The organism is Pseudomonas sp. F007, assembly GCF_057814275.1.
This window is the reverse complement of the sequence record NZ_JBVATA010000004.1, coordinates 384371-398099: the sequence shown is the minus strand read 5'-3', so window position 1 is coordinate 398099 and position 13729 is coordinate 384371. Positions and strand designations below refer to the sequence as shown.

The 13729-nt window shown below is 57.6% G+C and carries 16 protein-coding genes; 5 read left to right on the top strand and 11 right to left on the bottom strand.

Going from position 1 to position 13729, the window contains the following annotated elements:
• Positions 1–26 precede the first annotated feature (26 nt).
• Entirely contained in the window at positions 27–284 is a 258-nt protein-coding gene (locus tag ACZYR5_RS12015) for a LasR-specific antiactivator QslA (protein WP_489089701.1), read from the top strand.
• Between the two features lie 37 nt (positions 285–321).
• On the opposite strand, the gene ACZYR5_RS12010 is transcribed toward ACZYR5_RS12015, so the two are convergent.
• The 9 genes from ACZYR5_RS12010 to ACZYR5_RS11970 are packed head-to-tail and all read right to left on the bottom strand — an operon-like array spanning position 322 to position 7789.
• Complete coding sequence (locus ACZYR5_RS12010; protein WP_489089702.1) at positions 322–3075, bottom strand: conjugative transfer ATPase; 2754 nt, start codon at positions 3073–3075, stop codon at positions 322–324.
• Positions 3075–3491 carry a TIGR03751 family conjugal transfer lipoprotein gene (locus ACZYR5_RS12005; protein WP_489089703.1) on the bottom strand — a complete coding sequence of 139 codons (417 nt, stop codon included), beginning with the start codon at positions 3489–3491 and terminating at the stop codon, positions 3075–3077. The genes ACZYR5_RS12010 and ACZYR5_RS12005 overlap by 1 nt, the downstream gene beginning before the upstream one ends.
• Positions 3454–4971: a TIGR03752 family integrating conjugative element protein gene (locus ACZYR5_RS12000; RefSeq protein WP_489089704.1), complete on the bottom strand. Its 1518-nt coding sequence runs from the start codon at positions 4969–4971 to the stop codon at positions 3454–3456. The genes ACZYR5_RS12005 and ACZYR5_RS12000 overlap by 38 nt, the downstream gene beginning before the upstream one ends.
• Positions 4961–5773 (bottom strand): TIGR03749 family integrating conjugative element protein, encoded by an 813-nt coding sequence (locus ACZYR5_RS11995; RefSeq protein ID WP_489089705.1) that lies wholly within the window; start codon positions 5771–5773, stop codon positions 4961–4963. The genes ACZYR5_RS12000 and ACZYR5_RS11995 overlap by 11 nt, the downstream gene beginning before the upstream one ends.
• Positions 5770–6411, bottom strand: coding sequence for a PFL_4703 family integrating conjugative element protein (locus ACZYR5_RS11990; RefSeq protein ID WP_010567726.1), 642 nt, complete (start codon positions 6409–6411; stop codon positions 5770–5772). The genes ACZYR5_RS11995 and ACZYR5_RS11990 overlap by 4 nt, the downstream gene beginning before the upstream one ends.
• Complete coding sequence (locus ACZYR5_RS11985; RefSeq protein WP_448093113.1) at positions 6408–6821, bottom strand: TIGR03750 family conjugal transfer protein; 414 nt, start codon at positions 6819–6821, stop codon at positions 6408–6410. Before ACZYR5_RS11985 ends, ACZYR5_RS11990 begins: the two co-directional genes overlap by 4 nt.
• Before the next feature lie 7 nt (positions 6822–6828).
• Positions 6829–7200: a TIGR03745 family integrating conjugative element membrane protein gene (locus tag ACZYR5_RS11980; RefSeq protein WP_010567724.1), complete on the bottom strand. Its 372-nt coding sequence runs from the start codon at positions 7198–7200 to the stop codon at positions 6829–6831.
• A 17-nt stretch (positions 7201–7217) separates the two neighbouring features.
• A complete protein-coding gene (locus ACZYR5_RS11975) occupies positions 7218–7457 on the bottom strand; it encodes a TIGR03758 family integrating conjugative element protein (RefSeq protein WP_010567723.1) in 240 nt (79 codons plus the stop codon).
• On the bottom strand, positions 7454–7789 hold the full coding sequence (locus ACZYR5_RS11970; RefSeq protein ID WP_489089706.1) for an integrative conjugative element protein, RAQPRD family: 336 nt from the start codon (positions 7787–7789) through the stop codon (positions 7454–7456). Before ACZYR5_RS11970 ends, ACZYR5_RS11975 begins: the two co-directional genes overlap by 4 nt.
• 320 nt (positions 7790–8109) lie before the next feature.
• On the opposite strand from ACZYR5_RS11970, the gene ACZYR5_RS11965 reads away from it, so the two are divergent.
• The 4 genes from ACZYR5_RS11965 (at position 8110) to ACZYR5_RS11950 (ending at position 11502) form a co-directional block, all read left to right on the top strand.
• Positions 8110–8772, top strand: coding sequence for a tyrosine-type recombinase/integrase (locus ACZYR5_RS11965; protein ID WP_489089707.1), 663 nt, complete (start codon positions 8110–8112; stop codon positions 8770–8772).
• Between the two features lie 73 nt (positions 8773–8845).
• Positions 8846–10138, top strand: coding sequence for an AAA family ATPase (locus tag ACZYR5_RS11960; RefSeq protein ID WP_010567720.1), 1293 nt, complete (start codon positions 8846–8848; stop codon positions 10136–10138).
• The gene (locus tag ACZYR5_RS11955; RefSeq protein WP_489089708.1) at positions 10138–10638 is read left to right on the top strand and encodes a hypothetical protein; all 501 of its coding nucleotides are present in this window, start codon (positions 10138–10140) and stop codon (positions 10636–10638) included. Before ACZYR5_RS11960 ends, ACZYR5_RS11955 begins: the two co-directional genes overlap by 1 nt.
• A 99-nt stretch (positions 10639–10737) precedes the next feature.
• Positions 10738–11502 (top strand): hypothetical protein, encoded by a 765-nt coding sequence (locus ACZYR5_RS11950; RefSeq protein WP_489089709.1) that lies wholly within the window; start codon positions 10738–10740, stop codon positions 11500–11502.
• Positions 11503–11866: 364 nt separating this feature from the next.
• Here the strand turns inward: ACZYR5_RS11950 and ACZYR5_RS11945 are convergent, their stop codons facing one another.
• Complete coding sequence (locus tag ACZYR5_RS11945; RefSeq protein ID WP_489089710.1) at positions 11867–12847, bottom strand: integrase domain-containing protein; 981 nt, start codon at positions 12845–12847, stop codon at positions 11867–11869.
• A gap of 138 nt (positions 12848–12985) precedes the next feature.
• Positions 12986–13714, bottom strand: a complete 729-nt coding sequence (locus tag ACZYR5_RS11940; protein WP_489089711.1) for a TIGR03747 family integrating conjugative element membrane protein — start codon at positions 13712–13714, stop codon at positions 12986–12988.
• Between the last annotated feature and the right edge of the window lie 15 nt (positions 13715–13729).

The window sequence follows — 13729 nt, the reverse complement described above, 5'->3', positions numbered from 1 at the left end:
CAATAAATCAGAAATCTAGGGTGTGTATGGACGAAAACTACATTTCAATTCCTGCGGCGGATGGTTGCCCAAGTCTTCTGACACCTTGGGGCAATGAGTTTGCCTCGATGATCGAGCGTGGCGTGCAATGTGCTCAGGCTTGGCTTGATATGCCCGGCGAGATTCCCCTGTGGTGGGAGCTGGCGCAAACCCGCAAGACCTTTCCTGTCGGTGACTGCCAGGATGCCTTCGAAGCCGGATTCCTGTTGAGGATTCAGCAGCGGCTCCGGGGCGTACCGCAATAACCGGTCACTCGCTTTAGAACGCGAGGAATAGATTCCCCTATGCGGGTTCTATTCCTCGCGCTATATCGATCCGTTCAGCTACCCTATACGCCGCTTCCAGTTCTGAGCAGCCGTTCTCTTGCATCAGTGTCCAGCGCTCGGCTTTTTCCTCGGGCTCCGTCATGGCCAGGGCGAGATAAAGACTCGGCGGCACGGCCCGAAACAACGTTTCGAGCTTCTTCGATAGCACGACCCCCTCAGTGTATTTACCCGGCTCCTTACTGGCGGAGAGCAGCAAGGCTTTCTGTGCCGGCGTGAGTTTCTTGAACCGTGCGATCTCTTCGATTTCCGCGGGCGGCATGTTCAAACAAATCCACCATTCGATCATGTTGAGCATGGTCTGCGCGGCAGTGGGAAAGTCGGCAAGGTTTTGCGTCGCCAGCCAGAACCAAGCGCCGAGCTTGCGCCACATCTTCGTGCCCTTGACCACGAATGGCGCCAGCAGCGGGTTTTTGGTGATGATATGGCCTTCGTCGGTGACCATGATGATTGGCCTCCCCAGGTACTGGTCGCGTTCGGCTAGGTTGTTCACGGTGTTCATCAGGCTGATGTAGCTGATGGACATCTGCGCCTCGTAGCCTTCGCGAGCGTAAGTGGCGAGATCGACAATGGTCACATCGCTCTCGGGCCAAGGCGTGCCCTCGCGATCGAACAGTTCACCCTCGAAACCTTGGCAAAACAGGTCGATGGACTCACCCATTTCCTGGGCACGCTCGCGACGCTTCTCCGGCAAGTGTGTGTCAGCGGCGACGCGCAGCAAGGCGTCGCGCACGTTGCGGGTCAGTACCTGGCGACACGCCGCGACACACGTTTGCGCCGCATCGAGAATGCACTCGCGGATCAAGCTGCGATCGGCTCGACTCAGGCGCGCCTCTTCCTTGGCCTCGCCGCCGGTGATCATCAGGCGGGCGGTGATTTCCAGTTCGCCGAGAACATCGCGCTGGTCTTCGCGACTGGTTACCACCTCATCGTCCAGCTCATCGATAGACAGACTCGCTACCTGATCCGGCTGCTCGACCAGGCGCCAAGCGTCGGCGAACGGTGCGAGGCTGACCGAGGCGCCAGGTTTCAATTGGACCTTGTTGACCAACAGGCCCTGTGTCACGAAGTAGTCGCCCTGCAAGCCGAATGAGTTGCCGGCCTCGACGATAAACAGGCGAGGGCGGTACACGGCCATGACCTGCATCAGTAGGGTGACCAGAGTGGCCGACTTGCCGGCGCCGGTGGGGCCGAACAACAGCAGATGACCATTCATGGCTCGGTCCAGGCGTGATAACGGATCAAAACTCAACGGCGAACCACCACGATTGAACAGGGTGATACCTGGGTGGCCGGTGCCGGTGCTGCGGCCCCACACCGGAATCAGATTCGCCAGGTGCTGGGCAAACATCAGGCGGGTGTACCAGTTGCGCGTGTCGCGGGCCGGGTTGTAAGCCATCGGTAACCAACGCAGGTAACTGTTGCAGGCGGCGACTTCATCGCCTTCGCGTACCGGTTGTAGGCCCGCACCCAGTAGTGCGTTAGCCAGGCTGACCGAGCGCTGGTGCAATTGCTGTTCATCGTTACCGCGCAGGTAGAACGCCAGGGTGCCGCGGTACAGCTTGTGCTGGCGACCGATGATTGCACGAGCCTCTTCAACATCTTGGCGGGTCTGGGTCGAGGCCAGGTTTTCACCGATGGCTTTGCGCGCCAGGCGGTTCAACTGCTCCTCAAGTACATCCTGCGGTTTGACCACCAAGGTTAGGCTCATTACCGTACCTTCGGGTAACTGGTCGAACAGCGCATTCATCGCGTCACCTTTGCGGGTTTCTCCGGTGAGTTGACCAATCAAGGGCGCTCGCCGCAGCTTGTCCACCACCATGACCCGATGGGGTTGATCATCGAAAAACCAGAGCCCGTGCTGGACATCCGAGCGCGGTTCGTTGAAGAACAGCCGCTCGGCGAAGTCATGATCGAAGGGCAGTTCCAGCGACTCGCCGTCGCCCGACTCCGGATAGGTCACGCGGCGGTAGAACTCCTCGGGCGCTTCATCGGTGAGCCTTGGTGCCGGATTGAACCAGGGCACTAACCAGGCATACAGACCTCGGCCATCGACTCGCGTTGTTTGCACCCCGCATGCCTGCAACGAAGCAGCAATACGTTCGCAAGCCTGATGCAGGGATTGCACCGGGCTGAGTCCCGTCTCCTCATCGCCAGACCCGAGCCAGCGATAGACCACCAGTCGCACCCGACGGTTATTGCCGCGCCAGGGCAGGCGCGTCACCACCTTATCCTCAAACAGACCACCGGGCTTGGCGATGGCCTTCAGATGACGGCGGCTGAGCTCTAAATACGCCTCGGTGAAGACCGTGGCTCGCGCGCTGTCCTGGATATAATCGGTGAGCCGGGTCAGGTAGGGGGTGAAGTCGTTGTCGTCCTGGCAGAAAAACTGCGCCACCCAAGGCGCTTGATCCAGCTCGTCAAAGCTATCCTGCAGGGCATCCTCAAGGGCATCGCGGGCCGCCATCAGCCAATCGGGTTCGCGCCCTTCAGTGCCGATGGGCAGTATCTCGAACACCGCCCCCACCGAGCGATTGTCATCGAGCAGAAAACACTGCTCGGTGTCGAGGTACTCGACCCACGGCAGGTGATCGGTGAAGCTGGGGTTGCGCGCGTACAGTGCTGCTTCATCGGTCAAGGTGGCGCGAGGGCGCAATGGGCTGCGCCAGGCTTTCCACGCGGCAGTGCGCTTGCCCGCATCGCCGGTACGCACTACCAGTCTTCCTGACGTTCACCCGGCAATGCGTACTGCACCCGTTGGTAGAACGGAAAGACGGTCGAGTAACCCGGGATCGGTGCCTGCTCGGTACCACTCAGATGCGGATACACGTACAGCACCAGATCGGGATTGGGCAGGCGCGGAAACAAATTGTGGATCTCGTTCGCCGCGGTGCGCGTGTACGCTTCCTGGAGAACCACTGAGAAATCTGCCTGGGCCAGCGGGCGGCGCAACTGCTGCCGAGCATCCAACAGTTGCTGCTGAGTGCCTTGCGCACCGGCACCGTTCCAGATGTCCAGCATGGTGTGCTCGCCATGGGGCAGCAGTGTCTCCTTGTCGGTGGAACACCCCGTGAGGACCCAGCAGATCACGCTAATCCAGGTCAGAAAGAGAAGCATGGTCTTTTTCATGGCGAACGCTCCGGCCCCTGGGCTCGTAGTCGATAGTGATCTCATGGTCGAGGTGCAGTGCGACCTGGGCGGCCGGTGGTACGTACACGGCAGCGAAGGCTTCGCCATACAGTTTGTTGACCCACTCGCGGATGTCGCTGACCCCACCGCTGAGAATTGAATTCAGCGCGCTATTGCCACTGCTATTGGTGACCCCGAGCGTACTACCGCCCGAACTGATCACGCTGCTGTTGTTTTGCTCATTCCCCAGCAAGGCGGCGATACCCGCGCCGGCCGCAGTGATCAGGCTCTGGCTGCCGAGGTACTGCTGGGCGTTTGAGCGGCGCTCGCCGGCAATGCAAGGAATGCCATACGGATCGGACAGGTAACCGACTCCGCCACGGATCTTGTCGGTGTTTGAGCTCTGAGTGGTGGAGGCATTCCGGCCGGCTGTTGCCTGTGGCTGAGGCACCGTGCGGATGGTGCCATCGGTAAACACAAAGGTGATCGACTCGACCTGTCCTCGCACGCACGACAGGGTCCAGTCACCGGACGCCGTGCCGCTCATCACGGCGCCCGCGACGTCCGGCAGGTCGATGCCGTTGGCAGTCAGGTTCTCCGGTCCAACCAGCACCTTGAAGGGGTAGGGATCATTCACTGTGCCGTCCACCGGGACTCGGCCGATTAGCGCCGTCATGGCGACCGAGCCCATCAATGTCGCGTTTTCGGGAATCGTGTAGACCGGCTTCGCGCCTTCGGTACGATCAACGGATCGCGTCAGGTCACGCTCATCCTGGGTGACGGCACGCAGCTGTTTCTGGCTGCGATCAATAGCGTTATCGTTCAAGCCTTCCAGTGAGTCGAAAGCGGTAGGGAGATTTAGTGTGGATGCGGTCTTGGTTTTGCTTCGGGCGTCGGTGGACGGAGCATCCGAGGGTTCAATCCACTGCAGCGCATCATTGATAGAGTGTCGCCCTTCGAACTGAGCGCCGTCGCCGAGCTCAAGCCCCAATCCGATCGGCATGTCCTTGCTTTTGCCAGCCAGCCCCGACAACTGTTCCTGCAATTGCGTCAGCAGGCCGCGAGCCTGACGACTGTCTTGTTCCGCTTTGAGTCGGGCCTCGTTGGCGTGGCGGCGGCCTTCGTCGACCTGCTGGGTCACACTGCCAAGCGCGGTCTGGATACGCGAATCGACACTGTTTTCCCGCTCGCGTAGGCGGTTGTTTTCCGTCTGCAGTGAGTCATTGTGTTTCTTCAAACCGAGCATGTCGCTGCGCATGGCCTTCACCTGGCCGACCAGGGTGGCGACCGTGTCGCGTGGGGTATCGCCCGCAATGCCGAGCGACTTGGCTTGCTCGGCGGATAATTGAATATTGCCCTGATCAACTGGGTGCTCTGGAGAAGGTGTGCTGCCACCCGGGACCCAGGTTTTCAGGATGATCAGCACCACGCCCAGCAGCGCAGCCGGTACCAGCCATTTGAGCAAGGCGTTAGCTTTCATCGTCAGCACCTCGCGCAACGGGCGGGAACAGCATCGCTTGTTCGAGGCCGGCACCGCGAGTGACGAGATAGGCGATCGTAGTGTCTTCGGCACTGCCGACCGGCCCGAGGAAAGCATGCTGGAAGGCCGCGGCGAACAGCTTGGCCTGAAGCCGACGCGGATCGAGTTGCACCGTTGCTGGACCACGATTGCGCAACTTCACCGCCGTCACCCAGTAATCACCGAGTCGCCAGGCGGCGATGGGCGTGCTGGACACGTTTTCGGTCGGCAGCAATATCGGCAGTTCGCTGCGCAGCTTGAGCGGTACGCGGCTTACGCCGGGTAGGGATTCTACGGTGCGCAGCGACGCGTACAGGCTCTGTGCGGCATAGCGGGTCAACGCGACCGGGATCGACGTACGTTCTTGAACAGGGGCGGTGCTCGATTCTGCCTCGGCAGCCTGCGCCGGAGCATTCTTAAGAATACGCACGGGCTCCAGCGGTTGATCGCCAGGTGTGGCCGCGATGTCCAGGAGGATGACCTCGCCCGTCGCGACCGATTGCAGTTGCAGGCGGGTCGGTGCAATGGCTTCCGACGCGCGCAGGTACAACGTGCCGCCGGTTGATTGCACGCGCAGCTTGCCCGTCAGGGTTGAGGGCACACCGACTCGAACATCTTCATCGATAAAGACCACCCGCTCTTGATTGATCACCAGAGGGACCGCGAGGGGAAGGCGTTCCCAGTGCATCAGCTCGACGGCCTGCACTGCAGCTTCCCATAACATTAGTGCGACGGTGAGCCCCAGGGTAGAAATCCGCTTCATGGCTCACCTCCAGGCAGGGCGATTTTTTGCGGCGTGCCCTGATAACAATCCAGTGCCAGCCCCCACTTATTGCGTTCGGGATCCAGGTCAAAACGCACCACGCGTAATGGATAACGCACCACCACTCGTTTCACCGGTTCGGCGGCGTAATACTCATCGGCGTTGAGGTCGAGCTTGACCAGCCAGCTGTCGCGATCGAGTTGCTTGACCCTGAGTTCCGGATCTTCGCTGTAGCCTCGGCCCAGAATTTCGTAGACGCCACGCACCCGCTGGCGCAACTCGCCAGCGGCCTTGCGGTACTCGTAGTCGCCATCGAGGAAGGCTTTGCAGGAGGGTGTCAGGTAGGACTGCAAGCCATAGATGGCGCGGCGATAGTCCTGCTCGCCATCTGAGGGCCAGCGGTTGAGCTGGCCAAAGATGTACAGGGCAAAGGCATAGACATTCTCTGAGGGGATATCCCACCACTTGCGCGTGCTGCCCGAGCGCAGATCTGGGGGGACATGCACGGTCAGATCAGTCGGTGCCGAACGCCAGCCGTACCAGAGCCCGGCACAGACCAGGGCAAGGATCATTACCGCCAGACGCAGGCTGAAGATATGCGCCTGTTGGGCATCGACCTTGTTTCGAAATCGGCTCATGGCTGCCACCGGGACAGGGCAGGGCGCAGTCGACGCGAACGGCGAACCGTCCAGGCGCCGGAGTGGAGAATCAAACTTCCGCGCCCCAGGCGCCAACGGCTGGCGAGTACCCATTCGAGTTTGCGGTACAACCAGGTCTCGGGGCGGGCCCGTTTGGCCCGACGCAGTAGCGTGCCACCGGCCAATAACACCACGGCCATGCCTGCGATCATGCTGGTCGGCGCCACGGCAATGGAAGCGGTGGCGATCGTCAGAGGAACGCCCAGCAGCAGGCCAATGATTGCGCCGGTGCCAAGCGCTACCCACATCTCATCATTGGTCAAACCGCGTAATACGGCAGGATCGCGATTGAGCCGCTCCGGCAGAAAGACCAAGGTGCCGTCGGCAAGATGTTCGATTGTGTCGTTCATGCCGTCCTCATAGAATCGCGGCAGCCTTGGTCAGGAACCAGATGATGATCACCACCAACAGAGCACCGATACCGACCACCGCACCTAAGTCTTTCCAGGTCTTGCGTTGGTTCTGCACGTCGGCATAGACAGTCAGGGAATGCCAGGCCACACCTAGAAAAGCGAGTAGGGCGATTAGCAGACCGAGCAAGATGCCGCCGTCGTAGGCGTAGTTTTTGATCGTCTCAATCAACCCGGATCCTTCGCCGCGCGAAGGGGCTTCCATGGTCGGGAGCTCGGCAAAAGCCAGGCTTGGGCCGAGTACCAGCAGCAGACCGATCAAGCGTTGGCTGGCACGATCTCGCAGATTTTTTTTCAGAGGGGTAAAGCACTTGAGCATGGTGGCGATCTCCTGGGTTAGGACAGGGTGAAGAACATCAGGACCAACAAGGTGAGCAGCACGCGTGCGGTACTTCCGCCAAGCGCGCCGAAGCGCACACTGCCGGTGGCCCAACCCCGGTAAGCCGTCCACATCACCCAGGCGCACCACAGCAAAGCCAGGACCAGAACCAGGGAAAGCCACAGCGTCGAGCTGCTTAGCACCGAGAAGCCGGACGCATTTTGGAAGGCAGAGATCTGAGCGTCAGTCATGCTCATGGCGACGGCTCCGCAATCGGAGTGTCGAGGCGGTAATCGCCGACCAGCTCATCGGGGTCGCGGGGCTGAGCACGGGACGGGGATAGGTAGTTCCGCATACCTTGGCGGATGCGCTGGATGTCCTCTGTCAGGCGGGGATAGTCGAAGCGATAGCGTTCGTTTGGTTCAAGGGTACGGGCTGCCTTCGCTCGCGTCGCAAGGCGTTCGATAATGTCGAGCTGCTGTTGGATCAGGCTGAGCTGTTCCTGCTCATGAGCCGATGCGGCATAGCCGCTGCCATGAACGATGTCCAGTGAAAGCAGTAACAAGCAGCGAAAGATGGTAGTTGGCATGATGCTGGCCCATATGGATCTGGGAGCAGAATCAAGTTAGAGGTCGAATTTTTCCGCAAGAAACCTGAGGTCTGATGAATCGCTTTTTCTGGGGAGGTACTGGAGATGTTTACTTACAGCTATGTGGTCCTTCGATCTTTGATGGAGAGAGTGGTTGAGGCTGTAGGGAAATTCCACTCTCGATGAGCTTCGTTGATGACGATATCGTCACAACCCATTTTCCGTGAACGTGAGTAACACCAACAGGCCTGGGCTATCTCCGGCCTTTTTGTTGACGTACTATGTCAGGATTGATGATAAATCAGCATCTAGAGTGAATAATGCCCAAAGCGATTGTTATCGAAGATGAGCAGCTTGAGCATGCTGTTCGGGTTGCGAAAGTTAGCAGCCCTGAGAACGGATGCCGGGATGCTGCCCTTCTGCTTACCTGCTTTGGCACCGGCATGACCGTGACGGAGATTTGCCGTCTGCGTGTGAGCGACTACTTGACGCAATCAGGCGCTGTAATGATCGACTCTCAGGTGCGGGCAGAGATTGCCTACAACCATCGTTCAAGGCCGTTGTGCTGGACCAGCAAGAAATTGACTAACGCTATAGATACACACCTTGCAGAACGCCTTGTACGCGGTCATGGCGTTTCTACCAGGGTGATGGCATATCGTGGCCTCGACCCGGACTCGCCCTTGTTCGTCTCCGGTCGAACTGGTGAAGGGTTGAAAATCAGTGCGCAGCGTCGAGACGGCAAGACCTACTACAGTGCGAATCAGCTCAGCCGGTTATATACGCGCCTGTTTGGCCTTGCGGGGATTGAGGGGGCCAGTGCGCAGTCAGGGCGGCGGACGCTCGCGGTAAAGCTCAAGCGCCGTGGCATCGACTTGAGGCATATCAGCGAGATTTTGGGCATCGAAAGTTTGGAGGCGGTCAAGAAGCTCTGTGCGGGGGATCCTGCCCGCTTGGGCGATATTGTGCGGAGAATTATTTGATGGGCATCAGGATGACACCGGACGAGTTCAAGAAAATACGGATGCAGATCAACAAGCCTTGGAAGGAGTGACCATGCTGACAAATATCATTATCAAGGGATTCAAAAGTTATCGGGAGCAGCGGTTACCGCTGTCGCCCTTGACGCTAATGATAGGCGCCAATGCCTCAGGCAAAAGTAACGCGCTAGAGGCCTTCCGCTTCCTATGCTGGCTGGGCCAGGGTCAGAAGCTGTCGGTGTTACGCCACCGGGTCGATGAGTCTGAGCAGATTCTCCGTGGTCAAATTAAGGACCTTCCCTACCACCAGGGCCGGTCATTCACCTTGGGTTGCGAAACCGACGACTTGGACTGGAATAGCCTAAGTGTTGAAATCGCCCTGCGAGAAGATGAGTTGCACATCGTTCACGAAAGTATCAGCTCGCCTCTCCAAAAATTCCCGCTTTACCGTATCGAGCAGTCCTCTAGCGGTTTGAGTACTGACGTACGCGTTGCGTACAATAATTTCTCCACAGGTGGTAAGAAGCCACAAATCACATGCACTGACCAGATCGCCATCCTAAACCAGCTCGCCAGTTCAGCTTTGTTCGACTCAGGGCACAAGAAAGCACAGAAAGTCATCCCGCAAACGACTGAGCACTTCCAGTACCTACTTGCTAATACCTTGTTCCTTGATCCCGTGCCTGCTCTGATGCGTGGCGATAGTTATCCGGACAAGAAGCTGCGTGGTGACTGCTCTAACCTGTCCGGTGTGCTTTATACACTCTGGCAGGACGAGGAGGCCCGTCCTGCGATCATCGAGTTCATCAAGAGTTTGCCCGAGCAAGACGTAAAGGATGTGAACTTCTTCGAGGATCGCCGCGGACGCGTATCCTTGGAGCTGGTTGAGAACTTCGGATCGGTCGAGCGTAATTGGTCCGTTGAACTGCTCTCTGATGGCACCCTTAGAGTGCTGGCTATCGCCGCTGCTCTGCTGTCTGCACCGGCGGAGTCGACGCTGGTAATCGAGGAAGTCGATAACGGTGTCCACCCGTCACGTGCGCGCCAACTACTGAAAACTATGCGTGAGCAAGCAGAGCTCCGTGGTGTGCGCCTGCTGCTCAGCACCCACAACCCAGCTTTGATGGATGCACTTCCAGATAGTGCATTGGGCGATGTGGTGTTTTGCTACCGTGATCCGCAGGATGGCGACAGCCGCTTGGTACGCCTTGCTGATCTGCAGGACTACGCCGGGTTGGTCTCTCAAGGGCCATTAGGGGAGCTCGTAACCAACGGTATCGTGGATCGTTTTGTGAAATCGCCCGTCACGGTCACGCAGAAACGGCAAAATGCGTTGAATTGGCTCCGGAAAATGCAGGGAGAGGCATAATGAGCTCAATCTGCTTGATCGATACTAGCGTGTTCGTAAACATGCTAAACGTGCCGGGGCTCAATCAGGACGCCGAGCGTGTGGGTGCCGATTTCCTCGAGTATGCAGACAACAGTTGCACGTTTATTCTGCCGATGGCCACTATCCTCGAGACCGGTAATCATGTCGCTCAAAACGGCGATGGAAGACTCCGCCGACAAACAGCACAGCGCTTCTGTGATGCAGTACGCGCCGCGTTCGCCGACGAGCCCCCTTATAGGCTCAGCGAGTTTCCCAACACGAGAGAAATTCTCGAGTGGCTGGCTGAGTTTCCGGACAAAGCTGGCCAAAATAAGTCTGACACTCGAATCGGTGAAGGTACTAGCTTTGGTGATCTCAGCATCATCAAAGAATATGAGAGGTGCTTAGCGCGGTTCCCCATGAGCGAGTTATTCATCTGGTCTTTAGATAGCGATCTAGAAGCGTACCATTACCGACCGAATCACTCTATTCGTCGATGATATTTCTCGGTGAGTAACCGTCCTGCTCAAGGAAGAGTTAGGCTCGATTCTTTTGGCCAAGGATCCATCTGCAAGTTGGTTTTTTACCCGAGGTACGGTATGGCGATCATCGCCAATCTTAAGCCTAAACCCGAAACTGAAGTGACCGAAACCCTTCAATTGGCAAGTGATGACTATCGTCAATTCATCACTAATATCCTTGAGCCTGCAAAGGATGATCTCGAAGCGAAGGTCAAACTGAACGCGGTTGCGCTCCACCAAGTATTTGGAGTGAACCTACTTTTGGCACACAGCGTTGACTACTTACAGGCTGTGAGATCTGCTGATGGGATAAAAGAATCTCGTAAGGATCTGGTAAAAACTTTTGACGAGAGATTCTCGGTGGCCGGCGCATACCTCGGCAACCGTAAAATGGAACTTATTGACGCGATCAACAATGCCTTAAAGCACATCCGGCTCGATACCAAGCGATATGAGAGTGTAGAGGAACGGTATGGGGAAATTTCGTACCAAAGCCTCGCGGAGGATGAGGGCCGAGTTATGTGTCACCTTGAGAACTATCGATTCGACTACTGCCGGGTGGTGCTTTTGCCAGCACTGAAGGCATTATCAAACTGGCAGTTTAAGTGTGTTGAAGATGTTTTGATGTTTGCGAGGGGCGATTTCATAGTTATGGAAAGCTCCTACTATCCTGATATCTATGATCCCGATGACCCTTCAACAGCTATTGATCAGATGATCGAGCTTTGTAATCCCCCATGCAAAAACTGCGAGCAGTCAGCGGATGAATGCCTGTGCTCAAAGTACGTGTTTGCCGGCGCTAGCGGCCAATTTGAACCATCTCCCTCATACCGAAGATCCTAGGGAAATCGCACTAGGGACACCCAAGCCCCGCCGTCAAACGTGGGGCAGGTGCATAGAAAGACGCCCAATTTTGGGTCCGCGAAACCAGCACGGAAAAGACTGCCACTCACTGCCCGCGCTTGCGGGCTTCGGCAGTAGGAGAGGCGCGGTTTTCGCGTCAGCGAAATCGTTGAGGGTCAGCGGCAGATGAACCAGCTCGAAAAAACCATTGTTGACTCAGCGCGTACCCAGCTCATTGAGCTACGTAGGAAGCGACCATGCCATTCCCAAAGATCCACCAGCACAATTCACACGTCACGGCCGATCCGATCATGTCGGACTACGTTCGCGAGCAGTAGCAACGGCTTCATATCGAATGGCTTACTCATGTTCGACCACCAATGTAAGTCGATAACAGGTCGATACGGCCGAGTCCCAACTCGTAGCTGATTTGCACTCGGGCATCCTGATCTAGGCGTCGGTCGAGTTGGTAGCAACGGCCACCGTTGATGGGCGCAAGATGATGAGTGCTCTGCTCATAGCGTTCGCACGCATAGGCGGCCCGAAGCTCGTGGAAGCCTTTGAGGTTGTGCGAATGGAGGATCTCTTGTGCGGGGCGGACGATTTGCCGTTGTAAATCGACATAGCTTTCGTTCGGTGCAAGCAGATTGCGGCTACCGTTGGGTGAAACCTGTTCGGCAAATTTCAGCGCGTCACGAATAGGATCATTTACCGTAATCCAACGAAGCGCCGACGTACGTGAGCGGCCACCTTGGATGCCATCTCGGATGTTGATTTTGCCGTAGTGTTCGGTCTCATGTTTTAGGCGCGGTAGGTCGGCCAAAATCGCCTCGCGCAAGCGCATGCCGGTGGCTCGCGCCAACTGAACGATGGCCGCCGCGCGCGGCATTTGGTGTTCGCAGAGCACGTCGACGATCCGCTTCACCTGCTCATGGTCTTGGCCTTGCGGCGTCGAGCGACGAACACTGGTACGCCGCATTCCCAAGGCCTTACTCGGGCTTGGCACCGCCACAGAGTGATCGCCGCGAAGCGCCGCCATAGTCCGGTTCACGCTGGACAACCGGTTTTGCGCTGTGGCGATGCCGATAGCGCCTTGTTCAACTTGTTGGCGCAGATGCCCTGCGTAGTCCAGCAAGGTCTGCCGATCTATCTGTCGCGCATCGTTAAACCCCGGCCCATCCTCCGAACGACACCAGCGGACAAACGCCTGCCAGCGATCACTGTGCGCCTTGACCGTGGCGTAATGCCCGCCGCCAAAAAGATCGCGCAAGGCTTGCGGTCCGGCATAACTCAGTTGTCGGCCATAGCCAAAATTGCGCTCATCTCGTCTACCAACCGATGCCATGATCAAACTCCTCTCGAAGCCAAACACATGTGAGGGTTGTCCACTAACGCGGGACTGGCGGCTCCTTACGACCGGGAGCTTGGGTCTCTCATGAGCTAGCCTCCTGAACACTTCCGCAGATAAGCATTCGTGTCGCACTCAGAGATATTTTTTGAATGTCGCCGTCGTGATGGCCATGGCGACCCCGAGCATTACGGCGCAAGGCAGAAGTACCGCCATTGGGTTGAGCGAAAAGGGTAGGGACAGGTAAAAAATCCAGGGCACGATCAGCAGTGGGATGACCGCTCGCTTGGCCCGATGATAGACAAAGCTGCTTTCGCGCCCAGCGCCGAATTTACGCAGGTCGCGGCGTATCAAACCATCGATGAAGCCGGTGAACATGGCCAGCAGAAGCAGGGGGGTCGCCAAGACCAGAATGGTCAGACGCACCACGAAAGTGAAAGTGACATACACCGCCGCCAGTACAAAATCCTCGATGCTCACATACAGCTGATTGAGTCCGCTCCAGAAGCCGTTGTCCTGGCTCGACGCCCGCGCCTGCTGGGCGAAATCCGTAAAACCGGTCTTGACCAGTAACCACTGCTGGAGGAAATCCAGCCACTGGACAATCGTCTGTCCAGGCTGTTGGATAATCAGTGAGGATGTGAAGTGCTCACTGAGCCAGCCCAGTTCGCTGCTCAGCATCGCCTGACTGTGTCGCCAGCCTTGATCACCCCAGAACAGCAGCAGACCGGCCCACTCGATCAGAATCGAGAACAGCAACGAGGCGATCAGCAAACCGATGACGTGCAGGACCAGGTTAATCGCCGAGATGATTAGCCCTGGGCGCTGGATGGGTTGCGGTGGAGGGTTCTGAGCTGAAGTCATCCTTCTTGACTCCGC

Excerpts from the sequence above, each read along its gene's own strand:
- ACZYR5_RS11990 (WP_010567726.1), bottom strand. The coding sequence starts at position 6,411 with ATGAGCCGATTTCGAAACAAGGTCGATGCCCAACAGGCGCATATCTTC.
- ACZYR5_RS11955 (WP_489089708.1), top strand. The coding sequence starts at position 10,138 with ATGAGCTCAATCTGCTTGATCGATACTAGCGTGTTCGTAAACATGCTA.
- ACZYR5_RS12005 (WP_489089703.1), bottom strand. The coding sequence starts at position 3,491 with ATGAAAAAGACCATGCTTCTCTTTCTGACCTGGATTAGCGTGATCTGC.
- ACZYR5_RS11965 (WP_489089707.1), top strand. The coding sequence starts at position 8,110 with ATGCCCAAAGCGATTGTTATCGAAGATGAGCAGCTTGAGCATGCTGTT.
- ACZYR5_RS11975 (WP_010567723.1), bottom strand. The coding sequence starts at position 7,457 with ATGAGCATGACTGACGCTCAGATCTCTGCCTTCCAAAATGCGTCCGGC.
- ACZYR5_RS11970 (WP_489089706.1), bottom strand. The coding sequence starts at position 7,789 with ATGCCAACTACCATCTTTCGCTGCTTGTTACTGCTTTCACTGGACATC.
- ACZYR5_RS11995 (WP_489089705.1), bottom strand. The coding sequence starts at position 5,773 with ATGAAGCGGATTTCTACCCTGGGGCTCACCGTCGCACTAATGTTATGG.
- ACZYR5_RS12015 (WP_489089701.1), top strand. The coding sequence starts at position 27 with ATGGACGAAAACTACATTTCAATTCCTGCGGCGGATGGTTGCCCAAGT.
- ACZYR5_RS12000 (WP_489089704.1), bottom strand. The coding sequence starts at position 4,971 with ATGAAAGCTAACGCCTTGCTCAAATGGCTGGTACCGGCTGCGCTGCTG.
- ACZYR5_RS11980 (WP_010567724.1), bottom strand. The coding sequence starts at position 7,200 with ATGCTCAAGTGCTTTACCCCTCTGAAAAAAAATCTGCGAGATCGTGCC.
- ACZYR5_RS11950 (WP_489089709.1), top strand. The coding sequence starts at position 10,738 with ATGGCGATCATCGCCAATCTTAAGCCTAAACCCGAAACTGAAGTGACC.
- ACZYR5_RS11985 (WP_448093113.1), bottom strand. The coding sequence starts at position 6,821 with ATGAACGACACAATCGAACATCTTGCCGACGGCACCTTGGTCTTTCTG.
- ACZYR5_RS11940 (WP_489089711.1), bottom strand. The coding sequence starts at position 13,714 with ATGACTTCAGCTCAGAACCCTCCACCGCAACCCATCCAGCGCCCAGGG.
- ACZYR5_RS11945 (WP_489089710.1), bottom strand. The coding sequence starts at position 12,847 with ATGGCATCGGTTGGTAGACGAGATGAGCGCAATTTTGGCTATGGCCGA.
- ACZYR5_RS11960 (WP_010567720.1), top strand. The coding sequence starts at position 8,846 with ATGCTGACAAATATCATTATCAAGGGATTCAAAAGTTATCGGGAGCAG.